This window comes from Bartonella sp. AP150HLJHH, from assembly GCF_042196385.1.
Classification (GTDB): Bacteria; Pseudomonadota; Alphaproteobacteria; order Rhizobiales; family Rhizobiaceae; genus Bartonella.
Genome location: NZ_JBHIQC010000002.1, coordinates 1 through 16,334, shown reverse-complemented (window position 1 = coordinate 16,334; position 16,334 = coordinate 1). Strand labels below are relative to the sequence as shown.

The following is a 16,334-nucleotide window of genomic DNA, read 5'->3' as shown; positions in this document are numbered from 1 at the left end:
ATTCAAATTTTGGAGAAACATTTATGAACAAAGTAGAGTGATGTAATGACAGTCTTTGAAAGTAAATTGAGTGCTATAAAAATAAATCAACGCCGCGGTTTTTTATTTATTCTCTCTTCGCCTTCAGGTGCTGGTAAATCAACAATTTCTCGATTACTTCTAAAAGAGGGACAATTAGAGCTTTCCGTAAGTATGACCACAAGGAAAAGGCGTCCTAGTGAAGTAGATGGGCTGCATTATTACTTTATTTCAAAGGAAGAGTTTGAATATAAGCGTGATAGGGATGAATTTATTGAGTGGGCAGAAGTTCACGGAAATTATTATGGCACTTTACGTGAAACTGTTGAAAACGCATTGAATGCTGGCCAAGATATGTTATTTGATATCGATTATCAAGGTACCGAGCAGCTGCAAAAAAAGATGCTAGGAGACACTGTATCTGTTTTTATTCTTCCACCATCAATGAAAGAGCTTGTTTCGCGTTTACATCGTCGAGCAGAAGATAGTCAAGATATCATCAATTTGCGATTGGAAAATGCACGAACGGAGTTAAAGCATTGGCTTTCTTATGATTATGTTGTGATTAACGAAGATTTAGATCAGTCTTTATCTTTTATTAAATCAATTTATTTAGCTGAAACCGTAAAACGTGAGCGTTGTTCTTATCTTGGCTCTTTTGTTGATGGGCTTATTGCTGAAAAAATCGATAAATGTTGTGATTAAAAAAGGTTTTATAACACAAAGTGCATTTTTTAGAGCACTAGATGCGCTAAAGTTACAAATTCAGAAATCGAGAGCGTTTCAGCACGGCGCGTTCCATCAATTCCAGCTTTTTCTAATAGCTCTTCACCTCCAAGTATTTTGAGATTTTGACGAAGCATTTTTCGTCTTTGTCCAAAGGCGGTTTTTGTGACGAGGCTTAGTTTTTGTGCAGAGCAGGCAAGAGGTTGTGTTCGCGGAATAATATGAACAACAGAAGACGTTACTTTAGGTATTGGTATGAAGGCTTGAGGGGGGACATCAAAAGCAATTTTAGCAGTGGTACGCCAGCCAGTTAAGACACTAAGACGTCCATAATGAGTAGATTGAGGTTTAGCTGTAATCCGTTTGGCAACTTCACGTTGAAACATCAATGTCATTGATTCATAAAAAGGAGGCCATGGTTCAGTTAAAAGCCAATTTAATAAGAGTTGTGTCCCAATATTATAGGGAAGATTTGCAATAATGCGCGGTTTTACAGGGCTTGTTTCAAAGAGTTTTGAGAAGTCTTGCTTCAGTGCATCATTACAAATAACTTTTAATTTTTTAGGATAGTGTTTTTCTATTTCTAAGAGAGCCGGTATGCAGCGCTCATCGCGTTCTATTGCTGTTACAATGGCACCCTTTGCTAGCAAGGCACGTGTGAGACCTCCAGGACCAGGACCAATTTCAAGAACAGGTTTTCCTTCTATATTGCCTGCTTGATGAGCAATTTTAGATGTTAAATTAAGATCAAAAAGAAAATTCTGCCCCAAAGATTTATGCGCTTGTAATCCATATATATTAATGACCTCACGCAGAGGAGGGAGATTATCTATTGGCATGGGTTTAAACTATTTTTTGCAAGTTGATTTGCAAGTTTAAGAGCAGCAATAAAGCTTTCGGGAGAGGCTATCCCTTTATCAGCAATGTTAAAAGCAGTTCCGTGATCTGGAGACGTGCGAATAAAAGGTAGACCTAACGTGACATTAACAGTGCTGTCAAAGTCTAATGTCTTAACAGGGATAAGGGCTTGATCATGATACATACAAATGGCAACGTCATATGCTTTTCTTGCGCATTCATGGAACATTGTGTCGGCAGGCAGCGGGCCTGCAATATTGAGTCCTTTCTTTTTAAGATATTCAATAGCAGGAGTGATAATTTCAATATCTTCTTTTCCCATTGCACCTCCTTCTCCAGCATGAGGATTAAGACCAGCAACAGCTAGTTGGGGTGACATTATTTTAAACCTTGTTTTTAAGTCATATTCAGTAATAAGTACCGTTTGAATAATTAAATCACGGGTAAGCTGTGAAGGAACATTTTTAAATGGAATATGAACAGTTATTGGTACTGTTTTTAATCGGGGTCCTGCTAACATCATAACTGGATGATAACATTTATGAAAAGCTTTATGGGCTAAATCGGCTAAAAGTTCTGTATGACCTGGAAATTGAAAACCGGCATCATAAAGACTCTTTTTTGCAATAGGACAAGTGATAAGTGCACATGCATGGCCATTTTGAATCAATTGAACACAGCGTTTAATTGCTTCAATAATTCCAGCGGCATTATTCGATGAAGGTATACCTAATTGATCACTTTGTTTGTTTTTTAACGGTATGATAGGAAGAGCGTTTTGAAAATTTTTTGCAGGATTATTGATTAAAACAGATTGCACCTCAACATCAATCTGTAAAAAACGAGCGCGCGAACGAATAACATCTGGATCAGCAAGAAGTACAAAAGGTGGAATTTGGCGCGTAACACGCAAATTCCACGCTTTTAGTACTATTTCAGGACCAATTCCGGCAGGATCACCACCGCTAACAATAAGAGCAGCCATTATGAATTTTGAATGCGTGCCACTCGGCGCAGTTCTCCTAAATATTTGTCGCTTAATTCTTCAAGTTTTTGCGGGCTTCTTTTTTTACTATCTTGAAGAGAAAATATCAGTCGAGCGACATAATCATCAGAAACTCTTTTTATTTTGCAGACAGCAATTGCTTCGATTCCATCAGATGTTTCTTGTAATTTTGTCATTTTTCCAGCAGGCGTTTCAAGAATAGCTTGTTCCCATGCATTAGGAAGTTGTGGCTCCAGAAACTTTCCTAAGTGGCGGATAGTAACGTCTAAAATACCTCTTGCTTGATTGTGAGCATTGGCACATCCACGGAAATGTGCGCGAAAATTACTTGCTTCTCTTTGACGTCTTTCAAAGATCTCTGAACGACGATGTGCAGGAATGACAAAAACAATTCGCTGTAATGTATATTCGTTGGTTGAAGGTTTTACACCACCATTTTTTAATATTCTGCGTACAGCTTCTTGTTCGCTAATCATACCTGTTTCAGCTTGATAGCGTGCGCTAACAAGACGCCCCCATCCTATTTGTCCACGGATGTAATCTTTAAAGTGTTGCACTGTGATCTCAGTTTGGATCAGAATCTGGTTGAGCTGATCAATCGTCATATTATTTTGTGTCGCAAAATTCTCAAAAGCTCTATCAACTTCATCATTGCTTACTTCAATATTACGACGTTTTATTTCAATATTTTTTAGCTTTTCATCAATAAGCTCTTTTTTAGCCTGTGCCACCAAATTGCCTTGCTTTTGTTGTAGCCTGAGAAAAGCAAGGCGTCTTTGTATATCATAATTTGTGATGGGGTTGCCATTAACTGTAACAACAATAGAAGTCTGCGCAAAGACTGTCGGAATCAAAAATCCATTTATTAGCAGGCTACTTACGCTCAAAGATGCAATATAAAATAAAGCAAGAAAACGCTTTTTCAATTTATTCATGTAAATAGGCTTTCGCATTGTTTATTAATTCTCATCAACAACTTAAAATACACGCTTTCTTTCATAAAAACAATGATAAGTTAAATGACTGATACATTCCCTTTATAAATTAATCTATCTTTTTTCCGATATCTGCAATCGTACGCAATGAAAGAGAGAAATTAAAGTTTTGCAAGGGTGCTTTCCTGCCTGGATTCGTTACCTGTTGATAACCGAATGTTAACCCGAAACATTCATCCATATAACTCAAGCTAATTCCTCGCTTTATAAATGTACCAGATACTAAATCATAACCGGCGTTGCTATTAATGGACCAATAATCTGCTAATTTAAGTCCTGTTTGAAAAGAAATTTCTTGGCGCTCTTGAGAATATTCATAATCTGGTTGCTTTGCGATATAGGCATATTGTAGAGCCGCCCAAAAATTTTGCCATTTTTGTGATGCTTCGATTTCACTACGGCGGATTTTTCCTGTTTTTTTGTCAAAGCGTCCACGCGTTTCTAAGGAAAAACCACTTTTATGGGTTGTACCAAACATTGCAACATAGTCTGAACGTTTTGCCTCTAAGCTAGAATGAGTACCGACATTGATAAAGTCCTTGTCTGCAAAAGAATTCTTTCCTGCTAGATGGAAGGATTGTCCAATGAGACCATAAAGAGACCAATTATCATTAAGGCTTCCAGAATATCTTATACCTATATTGGCTCTTGTACCACCTTCTACACGATCATAACCAGAAAATTTGTCTCGTTGAAAGAGAGTGGTTGCATCAAAGACAAAGCTTTGAGCATCTTCATTAGGAATTTGTCCAATATATTGTTCATTATTGCGTATAAAAATTTGTGCAGTTGGTTCTATAATATGTGTAGAATGATCAGCTGTAATGAGGAAGGGATAGCGTAGTTCCAATCCTGCTGTTGCCATGCCACGAATTGCTGAACCATGAATTGCGGATAAGGCATTGTTTTCTATAGAATCTGTGTGATTTTCGCTTGCATTGGTTGTAATGATATCAGCTCGTAGAGAGAGAAGAGGGGTTAAGATGAGTCCGTTGTGCGTGTTGAAGCGCTTTTTCCACTGAAGCTCGTTTGTTAAACGCAAACTATTTCCAGCCATACCAGAAAGTTTTACTGTGTTGAGAGGGTTTCCGTTCTGGTCGGGTGAACTGAAGTCAGCATGGCGACGATAAACTGATTGCATATTACTATGGAAGGTAAGCTCTCCATTATAAATGGGTTCATCTGGTGTGAAAAAATAATCGATGCGTGGTAAGACCCACGCTTGCCGAGAGTGACGTTCATAATGAGGATCATTCAATATTGAATCTTGAACTTTAAAATGATAAAAACGCATATCAAAATAATTTTTTCCTGCAAGACCATTCAGATAGATCTGAGAAAGTTGTGTAGGATTGTTATAGTTTTCAAGTTTATAGGCACGACTAAAATGCCGATCTGATTGTGCAAGAATATCCCATCCATAAGTCCAGTGTGAATTAATACGAAAATCCCCCTTTGTCGCCAGCATATAACGGTTTTTATGTTGGGCATCAATCGTATCATTATCAAATCTATGCGGTTTCATTTGATATATATGAGCAAAGCGAATGTTATAACGTCCCGTTTTTAAACGCTGACGCCATTCCCCTTCGGTTAAAAGCCCTTGTTGGGTATAAACCGTAGAAGAAAGGGTAAAATCATAATGGGGGGCGAGATTCCAGAAATAAGAATTCTTTATCCCCATACCGAGATAATCAGTATAAAAAAAATGAGGAGTAAGCAGACCGCTAGCACGCCTGACAGTTGGATCATAGATCTCAAAATTTGGAAATTTTATAATCGGTACACCAAAAACTTCAAAACTGCTATTTTCAAACCGAATTTTTTTGACGCTATTATTCCATATGATCTTTCTTGCTTTAATTTTCCATAGGACGTCTCTATCTGGTTTATAAGAGCAAGGTTCACAGGCTGTATAGGTTGCATTTTCAAAGACTGTTATGTGATTGTGTTTGCGTGTAGCATTTTGGGCTGAAAAGTGAACATTGTTGGCTGTATCAATACGTAGGGCGTTTACAAAACCCTCGCCAAGATCTTTGGTCATATCAATTTGGTTGGAATAAATTTTATTACCATCCTTTTGAGTAATTTCAACGTTCCCTTGTGCTATAAGCCGTCCTGTTTTTTGATTGTAAATAATTTTTTGAGCGACAACTTTATTGCCATCATATTTGATTTGGACATTACCGTGTGCAGAAACAGTGTTTTCATCACGATTGTAGATGAGTTCATCCGCAGAGAGCAAAAGAGGAGGTTCCAGATTTTGAATGCGACTTTGAGAAGGAGATTGAAGGCTTTGAGCGTGCGCACAATAAGACAAAGCACTTCCTAAAATAACCCCCACAACACTTTTAAAAGCGAGAGCACTTAATTTTGTTAAAATAGTTTTTTTAAGTGTTAATGCTTTCACTTAGCCATCCTCTTTATGAAGTAAAAAAGAGATTCCTAAGAATAACGCAATAACAACGGGTGTCCAAGCTGCAATAATTGGTGGAATATATCCAGCATTACCGAAAGCTTGAACAAGTACGGAAATAACATAAAGCATAAACCCAGCTATTACGCCACCAAGAATCAACATTCTAGATTGCCCAAAACGTGTAAAATTTAAAGATACAGTTGCTGCAATGAGGGTCATTGCCACAAGCAATGCCGGTAATGCAATCAAAGATTGGAAATACATATCAAAATTATTAGCAGAATAGCCAAATGAACGTGCAATCATAATTTTTTTTGGCAATTGGTAAAATGGAATAGTTGCGGGATTCACTAAACGTTCCGTTAAAAATTCAGGTTTTAGATTGGTTTTTATTTGCAACACGGTAAATTTTTCAGGAGGATGCCCTATTTTATAGATTGTTCCATTTGTTAATAGCCAAAATCCATTAGTCAAGGTTGCTTTTGGGGCGTTAATCCAATTTTTAACGGTTGCATTGTCATTGTATTGTACAAAGGTTGCATCGAGAAGAGAAAGTCCTTGATCGGTGATAGATTTGGCACCAATGGTTGTTCTGCCTAAATTTGTACGTTGTGTTAACCAGTGGATACTTGTATTGTGAAGAGGTGTTAGTACATTGTGATTGCGCCATTCAGTCATCTTTTTTTCTGCTTGAGAAAATCCCCATGCAGCAAGTGGATTAATGAGAAGAATTGAAAATAATCCCAAAAGAAAAGCTCCAAAACAAGCTGGCATAAGAAATTGCCATGCAGAAACACCGATTGAACGAGTTACTACAAGTTCAAGTTTTTTGTTGAGCGAGATAAGCGTTGCCATTGCAGAAAAGAGTGCAATGAAAGGGATAAGTTGTTGCATGATAAAAGGGATGCGTAAAGCAGAGAGGAAAAATGCATCTTTTGCTGTATAATGCGGAAGGGAAGATAGCCTACCAGAATTCTCTGTGAAATCGATTAAAAGAGCAAGAACAAAAATGCTTCCCCAGAAATAACAAGTTATTTTAAGATACCGTATAAAAAAATATCGTCCAAGTGTCCACCCAATCATGATATTTCATCCGAGGAATCTTGAGATTTTCGATGTTCAAATTTGTTCATTATTTTTTGAAAAGCGATTTGAAGTATCTCATTAACTTTTGTGGGAAGCCCAATTTTATGATTCGTTAAAAGCATAAAAAAGACAAATGCACTTGTTCCTATAGGTATAATATAAAGGAGAGGAACGTATGCAAGATCGCTTTTTGCCTTTTCTGCGAAAAAATATCCTATCCAATACACCAGAAAAGAAAGGGCAATTGCCGAGAGATTTGCGGAATGACGAGCTTGTCGATGGGAGCGTACATCCCCTGCCGCTGCTAATGCAATAAGTGAAAAAACAATAGGGTAGAGCCATTGTGTTAATCTGCGGTGAAATTCAGCTTTATATTGGAGTGGTTTTCGTTGATAGTAGGGATCTTTTGGGTCAGGGTTTTGTAAATAAGAAAGAGACCGATCTTTTGGATAAAGAGTAGGTGTTTTATCACTGGGGATAAACTCTCCTAGGCTAAAAGTATATGAGCTAAATTGCACGATTGAAACACTGTTATTTTGATGATTGACTCTTTCTATTTCACCGTTATTGAGAACCAGAAAACTGCCGTTTTTATTGCTCACAATGGATGCGTCTGTTGCATAATAAAAAAGATCAGTCTTAGGATCACGCTGGTCGGCAATGAAAAGGCGTTCAAGTGTTCCATTTGGATTTCGTTCGCCAATTTCTATGTAAAGGTTATTGGCGAGTTTTTGGAAGCTCCCTTCACTAATGAATAGATTAATAAGATCAAAATGAGCGCTTGCTAGCATTTGTCGCATATGAAGACGCGCTTGAGGAACAACAAAATTAGCTATAGAAAAGGAGATACAGGATGCAACAATAGCAAGAAGAAGGATAGGTTTCCAAACAGTACTTTTAGGAAAACCAGAGGCATTGATGACAGCAAGTTCTGAGTCTTGATGCATTGCTGAGAGGATGGTTGTAATTGCGATGACTAATGCAAACGGAATGACAACAAAAATAACAGAAGGAACCAATGAGAGTGAAAATTGTAAGACTGTGAGGAGTGTTTGTTTACTTGTTGTGAGAAAGTTTATCCGTGCAAGAATTTGTATAGTCCAACTAACGCCCACTGCTGCAATCATGACAGAACTAAACAAAACAAGGACACGTTTCAGGATGTAGAACTCAATAATACGCATAAATTGGGGAAAATCCTCAGTTTTTAATTCGATAGCAAATATTCTTACTGCTTTCGGTTAAAATGTAATAAAGTTTGAAAAAATATCCTTTCATGAATTGGATATTTTTACCAAATAAATAATATAAAATTGCCTATGAGGTCCTCTTTAAATTTTCCGTACATTATATTTTATTTTCAACTATAGTCTACAAAGAATCTAGAAGAATCTAGAAAATAACTTAAAAAACTTTTTTATTAACGTTGAAGATAAAAATTTTTGTCTTTTAAAGACACGTGCAAAAAGATAATGCATCTCAATCAAAAAAGAGGGTTTATATCTTGAACCGTTTCCTTTGTATTAGGGATATAGAAGTTTTTTTAAAAAGATGTTAGCTTTTTTATAAAGAATGATGAAGGCTTAAGAGATTGGATATTTTATTCTATCATTTGACGCAGTCAACGCTGAAGGATATTTTGCCGACGCTTGTGGAGCGTGCATTGGCTCGTTTTGGTAAAGTAACAATACAGTGTGTGAGTAAAGAACAACGCGATTCTATAGATATACATTTATGGGTTTATACTGATGAATCATTTATTGGACATGGAACGGAGTGTGATCAATATCCAAACGTTCAGCCTGTATTTCTTACGACAGGACAAGAAAATCCGAATGATTCAAAGATTCGTTTTCTCATAGAGGGAGCTGTTTGTTCGGATATTGATGCTTATCAACGGCTTGTCGTGATATTTGATGGTAGAAGTGAAGAGCAGTTGAATCTCGTTCGTGCACAGTGGAAAAAATATAAAATGGAAAATCATAATTTAACGTATTGGCAACAGACTGAAGATCGTCGCTGGGAAAAACAGGTTTAATGCGTCTTGTATCTATTGTTCTGATTTTTATAGGATTACTGGGAATAGTAAATCCTGCACTTTTTATTACGGAAGGCTCAGGGGGAGGGCGTTGGGTTTTTATTGTGATTTTTCTTTTAGGCATGTTAAATATATGGACTATAATTAAAAAAACGAAACGCCATAATGATAATTATTGATCGAATTTTGCTTGTTTTATGGGCTGTGATGTTGGCCTTCTTTTGCGTTTCATGGTTGGGGACAACGCATATCTTATCAGAAATGTTTGCTGTTTCTTATATAAGCAATATTGCAGATTTTTTATTTTTCTTTTTGAGTGCTTTGTTTGCAGGAATATTGTGGTGGAAAATACCTCAACCCCTGTCTTTAAAAACGAAACTGGCAGCATTTTTGCCGCCAGTCCTTATTTTATTCTTCATTATTATATTTTAGTTGGATATTTCATCATCTGTAAATCCGACGAAGCAAATCAGTGAAATAAAAGAAGCAAGAAGCAAATAATAACCGATATAAGATGTATCGAAATGTTGCACCAGATATTCTGCAATATAAGGCGCGAGAGATGCTCCTATAATAGCAGATAAATTGAAAGTAATAGAAGAACCGGTATATCGAATTGCTGTTGGGTATGGTGAAGCCAAAACAGCACCAAGAGGACTGTATATCATTCCCATGAGAGATAAACCGATAACAGACATTGCAAGGACTCCTATAACTCCAGAATTTAAGAAATAAGGAATTGCGAAAGAATAAATACCGGTGATGATTGTAATCCAAATCATCAAAGTTCTACGTCTAATACGGTCAGCGAGTCTTCCCGTGATGACAGTAAAAATCCCACAAAAAATAGCACCGACAATTTCGATTTGAAGAGCTTGATGAAATGGCAATTGCAAATGGTTTGTTGAATAGCTTAGCAAATATGTAGTAACCAAGTAAAACAAAACAAAAGTTGCCATACCAGAAAATATTCCAAGAAATAGGATTCGTGGACATTTTAAAAAGACATCTATGATAGGAACTTTGACATGTTTTTTACTTTCAAGAGTTTTTTTGAATTGAACAGTTTCATTGATTGAAAGACGGACCCATAATCCTATAATCATAAAAACAACTGAAGCAATAAAAGGAATACGCCATCCCCAGGCTAAAAGTTCTTCACGATCAAGGAAATGCAGCAGACCCAAATAAACAGCAATAGATAAAAACAAACCTATTGAAACGCCTAATTGGGGGAACATTGCATACCAGCCGCGCTTTTCTGGAGGGGCATTTTCTGTAGCGAGCAAAACAGCTCCTCCCCATTCTCCTCCTAATCCAATTCCCTGTCCAATACGGCACAAGGTTAAGAGGAAAGGGGCAAACCACCCAGCTATTTCATAAGTAGGAAGAAAACCAATAATGACTGTTGAAAGACCCATTGTGAGAAGAGAAGCGATAAGTGTTGCTTTTCTTCCAATTTTATCTCCAAAATGTCCAAAAACAACTGATCCAAAAGGGCGGGCAAAAAAGGCTGCTCCAAATATTAGGAAAGATTGTAAAATGGCAATTTGATCATTTTGTGTTGGAAAAAACACATGAGGAAATATAAGAGCTGCGGCAGTGCCAAAGACATAAAAATCAAAGAATTCAATTGTTGGGCCAATAAGGCTTGCAAATAAAATCCGACGAGGGGAGTTTCTGTTGCTTGTAGCTTTCATTTCTGAGTTTATAGACATGAATAGAATGTCCCTTTCAGTATATGACAAATCAAATGACGAGTTAACTGACTATAACTATAGAAATTTCAAATCAGTGTCGAGTCAATATTATGACACTTCGTTATATATTAGAACAATGATTATGGGCTGATGAGTATGAATAAGTGCTCTATATATTATCCAAATTGAATAAGATAAAGACACTGCTTTAAATGCTGTAGAAGATGGCAATAGATGGCTATAAACGCAGCTCTCATTCACATTGCTGTGTCCTTTAAAGTTTAATGCCATTTTTATCTATTAAGGGATCAATCTTATTCGTAGATCAGTGTTTAGTGTCTCAAAATATTAAAAATATTTTTCATGGATGCAATTATAACACTTTTAAAGTGTATCTAAAAAATTAAATCTTTTAGTTGTGCATGCATTTTAAAACACATGGTGTATATTTGATCTGTCAAAGCTTAATCCATCGAATGCTTTGCTGTCTTAAAAGACATGAGGTTGAGCAATTACGTTGTGTTGTTTTGGTCTATGCACTTTTTTCTAAATGGGAGTAAATTTAAAATTATGGAGTGTAAATAATGCAACGCAAATTGAAATTAAGTTTTTGTGCGTTAATGGTCAGTGGTTTTTTTGTCAAGATTGCGAGTGCATATGGAGTAGCTACACCAAGAGAAAAGTTATTAACACCAGTAAGTATCAGTGAACACCTAGAAGAGACAAGAAAGTTGTTATTGGAAGTGAGAGGATTAAAAGAAAAAAAGGGGGGATCAAAAAGGATAGAGAATAAACAGAGAGCAGAAGGAAGTAATCCTTCAGAAGAGGAAAGGAAGAGATTAGAAAACCTATTCTTTGAAGTACTCACAAATTCAATAATTTATGATGATATTGCCGTTTATATTACTGACCGTGATTCTGAGGGCTCTGGTAAAAAAGTAAATAGCTTTAATTATGAAGACGCTGGATATTCTATCAATAATACGGTTCAGGAGGGTGGAAAACTTTACATTGATGCAGCAAGTGTTAGCAGGGATACGACAATTGAGCATGGTGGGATTGAGTTTGTCCAAAACTTGAGCATTTCAGAATATGCTACTGTTAAAAAAGGGGGGAAACAAATTGTTGAGAGTGGTGCAAATGCAGAAGGTGCTAAAATTTATGGTGGCGAGCAGATTATTTTTGGTAAGGGAAGTCTTGGATCTGGTTTGTTGCGTAAAGATAAGGCAAGTAGTGCTTATAACACCGAAATTTATGCTGAAAATGGAATGCTAGGACTACAAAGTGTCTATAGTGGGGGATGGCTGTTGACACAAAGATTATGAGAGGCGGTGTCCAGAATCTTGATGGTAAAGAGAATTTTCATAACGGCTTCTCAGAAGATGCTGATACAGCCGATACAGAAGATGAAGATTTTACAATAAATGAAGGAGCTTTTGCACTTAGTACAGAACTTTTTAAAAATGGTGCGCAGAATATCTTTGCAGGAGGTAATGCGAGCGAAGTTACTTTATACGATAGAGCTATTCAGAATATATATGATTCTGGATATGCGGATAATCTAACTATTAATCATCAAGCAAGGTCATGGGGTTTTGCTGGTGCGATATTAGGTGAAAATACAAATGTTAATGATTTTGGTAACCTCTATCTTTATGCTGGAAATGGTGAAGCTGTTACGGAAGTAGAAAATCTTAATTTAAATGGAGAAGATACCAAGCTATACATTATTGCGTCTGAAGATAATGGTAAAAAATCTCAGGTTAATGTCCAGAATTTAACGGGAAGTGGTAGAGTTATTTTTACGTCTTTAGGGACGAATAAGCTCTATTCTCAACTTAATATTGATGATCTTTCAGGTTCTTTACATTTTGATTTTAATGTCAACTTTGCCAAGCATCTTAGTGATTATCTTGTGATTAAAAAAAGGGGCTCTGGTTCTCACACAATAAGTGTGGCTGATTCTGGGCGTGAAATTACAAATTCTTCTTACAAAAAGCTTAAATTAATTTCTGATCATAGTGGAAACGCTCATTTTACTCTAACAAGCACTTTTGGTGAAAAAATCAGAGCTATTGATGCCGGAACCTATCGGTACAGTTTGAAACATAGAAACAATAAGGGTACTGGTAAAATTTGGTATTTAGATGCGAATTATGCTCTTGATGAGACAAATACCTCTTTATTTTCTGATTTTAGCTTGCAACCATCTGCTATAGCTTCATTATCGAATGATCTCACAGAATGCACAATTGAAAAGGGAATGATTGTTACGATTGCTGATCCTAGCTTTGATAGTAACAGTGAGAAAGTTGAAAGCACTGGAGAAACTTCGATTAGTAATACAGTTAAAGACAGCGGAAAGATCTCCGTTTATCACGGTGGTTTTAGCTTGTATACGACAATTCAAAGAGGTGGCACTGAGCTTATTAAAACACAGGGTCTTTCACAGGATACTATTGTTCATAAAGGTGGGCAACAAAAGGTTAAAGAGGGGGGAAAAGCTGAAGGGGCTAAAATTTACGGTGGTGAGCAGTTTGTTTCAGGAAAGTCTGATATCAAAGGTGAGATGGTAAGAAGCAGCGCTTATGACACTATCGTTTCTGGTGAGAATGGAGTGCTAGGATACCAGAATGTGTATGATGATGGAGAGGTTTTTAACACAAAGATCATGGAAGGAGGGGTACAAAATCTTTATGTAGAAGAGGATCTAAACGATTATAGCAGTTTTGCATTTGATACGAAGGTCTTTTCTGGTGGACAGCAACATGTTTTAGCGGGAGGAATCGCGATTGGCGTTCTTTTAGACGGGACTGCTTTTCAGGCAATAGATTTAGGAGGTTATGTAAAAGATTTAACCATTAAGGATCAAGCACAATCGTGGTTACATCATGGCGCAACATTGGAAGGAAAGACAACGGTTAATGATTCTGGACGGATTTATCTTTATGCTGGTGCAGAGCAGTCTCGTACTGAAGTAGAAAAAATTGTTTTAAATGGCAGAGATACAAAATTGTACGCGATTGCTTCCAAGATGGATGGTGAAAGTTCTTTGATTGAGAATCTGAGTGGGAATGGTCGTGTTATTTTTACTTCTACCGTGTTTAATCCACATTACTCCAAACTTGAGATCAATGATCTTTCAGGGAGTTTACATTTTAGGTTGCATACTAATTTTGCAGAACAGCGCGGTGATTATCTTCTGATAAAACAAGGATCAGGTAATCACACCATAAGTGTTATCGATTCTGGTGTTGAAATTACCAATTCTCCTCTACAAGATCAGAATTTAGTTTTGGAGCTTGATTTAATTCATGTTCAAAGCGGAAATGCGCATTTTACTCTGACAGATTTTTCTGGTGAAGAGACGAGTACGATTGATGGTGGAGCCTACATGTATGGCTTAAAGACAAAAGATGATAATGGGGGAAAGACTTGGTCTTTGGCTACATCACAAATAACTTCTGCTCCTGTAATTCCTTCACCTCATGTGGAGTCGCCTATAGATAAGCTTCCTGAAAAAGAAGAAAATATGACATCGTCAAAAGATTTTAGTATCTCTGATGTAATTCATTACAGCATTGGGGAAGGAGGAGGAATTCTACAAAGCTCTTTGCTCGGTGATGATAACGTAGTTTATGTCTCTGATGATGGAGAGCAAGGTGTTCTTAAGAAGTCTATTAATAATACAATTCAGGGATCAGGAAGACTTTATGTTGAAGCTGGTGGTTTCAGTAAAAATACAACCATTGAAAATGGTGGTACTGAGATTGTAGGGGAACAGGGGATCTCAGAATCTACGATTATTTACGAGGGTGGAAAACAAAAAGTGGAGGGGGGAGGCTCTGCATTGAGAGCTGAAATTTATGGTGGGGAGCAGCTTGTTTTCGGAAATGGTTATGTAAATGGTGGAATTGTGGGGAGCAGTGCTTATAACACGACACTTTATGGTCAAGGTGATACGCCGGGACAGCAGAATGTATATGATGATGGGATGGCTGTGGAAACAAAAGTGATGAGTGGAGGAGTACAAACTCTTGCTAAGTGGTTTCCTAATGATGATAACTTTTCAGAAAAAGCTGGCGGTTTAGCTGTAAATGCTGAAATCTTTTCAGAGGGTGTGCAGCGTGTTTTAGCAGGAGGTGAAGCAAATACAGTCATTTTACGCACTGGTGGTGTTGAAGAAGTCTATGCAGGTGGAATTGTAAAGAATCTAACGATTGAAGGTAATGCTAATTCATGGATTTCTCCTAGTGCAATATTAGGAGGAGAAATAAAAGTTCAGGATTTTGGTGGGCTCCATCTTGATGCTGGAGACGATGATCAACAAACTATAGTAGAAAACATTGAATTAAATGGAGAAGACGCTCAATTATACTCCGTTGCTCGTGGGTTTGACGACAAAAGTACACGCATTCAGCAGTTAAGCGGTGTAGGAAAAGTCATTTTTACCTCTTTTGAAGATGATTTATATTACTCTCAGCTTTACATTGATAATCTAGCAGGGAGTCTACATTTTAACTTTAATGTTAGCCTTGCAGAAGAAAAAGGTGATTACCTCTTTATTGAGAATGGGAGTGGTTTTCATACAATAAGTGTCGTAGATTCTGGTATTGAAATTGTTGATCCTTCTTCAGCAGGACTTGATTTAATTTTTGATCAAAGTGGTGGCGCACATTTTACCCTGAGAAGCTTTTCTGGTGCAAATGTTAAAACTATTGATGGCGGAACCTATACGTATGGTTTAAAACAGAGAATTGATGAGGATGGGGGTGAAAAAGTTTGGTATTTATCTGCAGTATTTATTGATAATGTTTCATTTCTCAACAGTTTACCACGTAGTAGAAGCAGATCTATGCGGCATTTAAATCAAAATCAATCAGTTTCTTCTCTTTCAACTATTGCAGCACCACAAGCGCGTGTTATTAAATTGCCACGTCGAAGAAAAAACCGCCAAAACTTGAATCAAAGATCTCCAGCTTTTGTATCTCCAACTGTTTCCTCTCTTGGAAGTCACGTTATTGAAGTCTTAGGTTCAGGAAGTTCTCATCCTCTTTCTGATGAAAAACAACAAACTGCTGTTTCAACCTCTTCTCAATCTTTAGCCGATCAAATGATTTTACGTCCAGTTCATAAAGAACAACCTTTGCCACAATTTAGTGAGAAACTTTCAGTTTCTCACTTTTTGACCACTCCCTCTACAGATGCGGTATTGTCTATGTCTGTGGCTCCAGTGATGGTTTTTCACAATGAAATGCAAACCGTACGTACGGGAAGAGGAGTTCTAGATAAAAGTAAAAAGAATGCAGCTTTATGGACTTATGCGATTAAATCTAAAGAGAGCATTGCGACAGAGCATATAGATTTTAAACTGGATCAGACCGGTATCGTTTTGGGGATCAATGGTTTAGGCGAGTGGGAAAATGGAGAGTTTTATATAGGTGGTTTTGGCAGTTATGATCGTGCCCGTGTTGCGCATGCACGGGGG

The 16,334-nt window shown here is 37.1% G+C and carries 11 protein-coding genes and 1 pseudogene; 5 read left to right on the top strand and 7 right to left on the bottom strand.

Translation table 11 applies throughout. From position 1 onward, the window contains the following. Positions 1 to 45: 45 nt before the first annotated feature. Positions 46 to 723 carry a guanylate kinase gene (gene gmk, locus ACFING_RS01300; protein ID WP_375620736.1) on the top strand — a complete coding sequence of 226 codons (678 nt, stop codon included), beginning with the start codon at positions 46 to 48 and terminating at the stop codon, positions 721 to 723. A 29-nt stretch (positions 724 to 752) separates the two neighbouring features. On the opposite strand, the gene rsmA is transcribed toward gmk, so the two are convergent. The 6 genes from rsmA to lptF all read right to left on the bottom strand — a co-directional run bounded on the left by rsmA (position 753) and on the right by lptF (position 8,292). Beyond that, positions 753 to 1,583, bottom strand: coding sequence for a 16S rRNA (adenine(1518)-N(6)/adenine(1519)-N(6))-dimethyltransferase RsmA (gene rsmA / locus ACFING_RS01295; protein ID WP_375620737.1), 831 nt, complete (start codon positions 1,581 to 1,583; stop codon positions 753 to 755). After that, positions 1,574 to 2,587 carry a 4-hydroxythreonine-4-phosphate dehydrogenase PdxA gene (pdxA, locus tag ACFING_RS01290; RefSeq protein WP_375629338.1) on the bottom strand — a complete coding sequence of 338 codons (1,014 nt, stop codon included), beginning with the start codon at positions 2,585 to 2,587 and terminating at the stop codon, positions 1,574 to 1,576. Before pdxA ends, rsmA begins: the two co-directional genes overlap by 10 nt. Next, entirely contained in the window at positions 2,587 to 3,543 is a 957-nt protein-coding gene (locus ACFING_RS01285) for a SurA N-terminal domain-containing protein (RefSeq protein WP_375620739.1), read from the bottom strand. The genes pdxA and ACFING_RS01285 overlap by 1 nt, the downstream gene beginning before the upstream one ends. Before the next feature lie 109 nt (positions 3,544 to 3,652). Beyond that, entirely contained in the window at positions 3,653 to 6,013 is a 2,361-nt protein-coding gene (locus ACFING_RS01280; RefSeq protein WP_375629336.1) for an LPS-assembly protein LptD, read from the bottom strand. Beyond that, entirely contained in the window at positions 6,014 to 7,105 is a 1,092-nt protein-coding gene (gene lptG / locus ACFING_RS01275; RefSeq protein ID WP_375612925.1) for an LPS export ABC transporter permease LptG, read from the bottom strand. Next, the gene (gene lptF, locus ACFING_RS01270; protein ID WP_375620742.1) at positions 7,102 to 8,292 is read right to left on the bottom strand and encodes an LPS export ABC transporter permease LptF; all 1,191 of its coding nucleotides are present in this window, start codon (positions 8,290 to 8,292) and stop codon (positions 7,102 to 7,104) included. The genes lptG and lptF overlap by 4 nt, the downstream gene beginning before the upstream one ends. A gap of 407 nt (positions 8,293 to 8,699) precedes the next feature. Between lptF and ACFING_RS01265 the strand changes: the two genes are divergently transcribed. Genes ACFING_RS01265 through ACFING_RS01255 form a run of 3 tightly spaced genes read left to right on the top strand, consistent with a single transcriptional unit; the run spans position 8,700 to position 9,578 of the window. Further along, positions 8,700 to 9,146, top strand: coding sequence for a DNA polymerase III subunit chi (locus ACFING_RS01265; RefSeq protein WP_375620743.1), 447 nt, complete (start codon positions 8,700 to 8,702; stop codon positions 9,144 to 9,146). After that, positions 9,146 to 9,325, top strand: a complete 180-nt coding sequence (locus tag ACFING_RS01260) for a hypothetical protein (RefSeq protein WP_375611245.1) — start codon at positions 9,146 to 9,148, stop codon at positions 9,323 to 9,325. The genes ACFING_RS01265 and ACFING_RS01260 overlap by 1 nt, the downstream gene beginning before the upstream one ends. Beyond that, positions 9,312 to 9,578 (top strand): hypothetical protein, encoded by a 267-nt coding sequence (locus tag ACFING_RS01255; RefSeq protein ID WP_375620744.1) that lies wholly within the window; start codon positions 9,312 to 9,314, stop codon positions 9,576 to 9,578. The genes ACFING_RS01260 and ACFING_RS01255 overlap by 14 nt, the downstream gene beginning before the upstream one ends. Here the strand turns inward: ACFING_RS01255 and ACFING_RS01250 are convergent. Further along, on the bottom strand, positions 9,575 to 10,864 hold the full coding sequence (locus ACFING_RS01250) for an MFS transporter (RefSeq protein WP_375620745.1): 1,290 nt from the start codon (positions 10,862 to 10,864) through the stop codon (positions 9,575 to 9,577). The two genes, ACFING_RS01255 and ACFING_RS01250, sit on opposite strands and share 4 nt — an antisense overlap. Positions 10,865 to 11,430: 566 nt before the next feature. Here ACFING_RS01250 and ACFING_RS01245 point away from each other — a divergent pair. Next, a pseudogene (locus ACFING_RS01245) lies at positions 11,431 to 16,334 on the top strand (pertactin-like passenger domain-containing protein); the annotation flags it as partial.

What these genes read in the sequence shown, in the direction of transcription:
- pdxA (WP_375629338.1), bottom strand. Translation starts at nt 2,587, where the DNA reads ATGGCTGCTCTTATTGTTAGCGGTGGTGATCCTGCCGGAATTGGTCCT.
- ACFING_RS01250 (WP_375620745.1), bottom strand. Translation starts at nt 10,864, where the DNA reads ATGTCTATAAACTCAGAAATGAAAGCTACAAGCAACAGAAACTCCCCT.
- ACFING_RS01285 (WP_375620739.1), bottom strand. Translation starts at nt 3,543, where the DNA reads ATGAATAAATTGAAAAAGCGTTTTCTTGCTTTATTTTATATTGCATCT.
- lptG (WP_375612925.1), bottom strand. Translation starts at nt 7,105, where the DNA reads ATGATTGGGTGGACACTTGGACGATATTTTTTTATACGGTATCTTAAA.
- lptF (WP_375620742.1), bottom strand. Translation starts at nt 8,292, where the DNA reads ATGCGTATTATTGAGTTCTACATCCTGAAACGTGTCCTTGTTTTGTTT.
- ACFING_RS01260 (WP_375611245.1), top strand. Translation starts at nt 9,146, where the DNA reads ATGCGTCTTGTATCTATTGTTCTGATTTTTATAGGATTACTGGGAATA.
- gmk (WP_375620736.1), top strand. Translation starts at nt 46, where the DNA reads ATGACAGTCTTTGAAAGTAAATTGAGTGCTATAAAAATAAATCAACGC.
- rsmA (WP_375620737.1), bottom strand. Translation starts at nt 1,583, where the DNA reads ATGCCAATAGATAATCTCCCTCCTCTGCGTGAGGTCATTAATATATAT.
- ACFING_RS01255 (WP_375620744.1), top strand. Translation starts at nt 9,312, where the DNA reads ATGATAATTATTGATCGAATTTTGCTTGTTTTATGGGCTGTGATGTTG.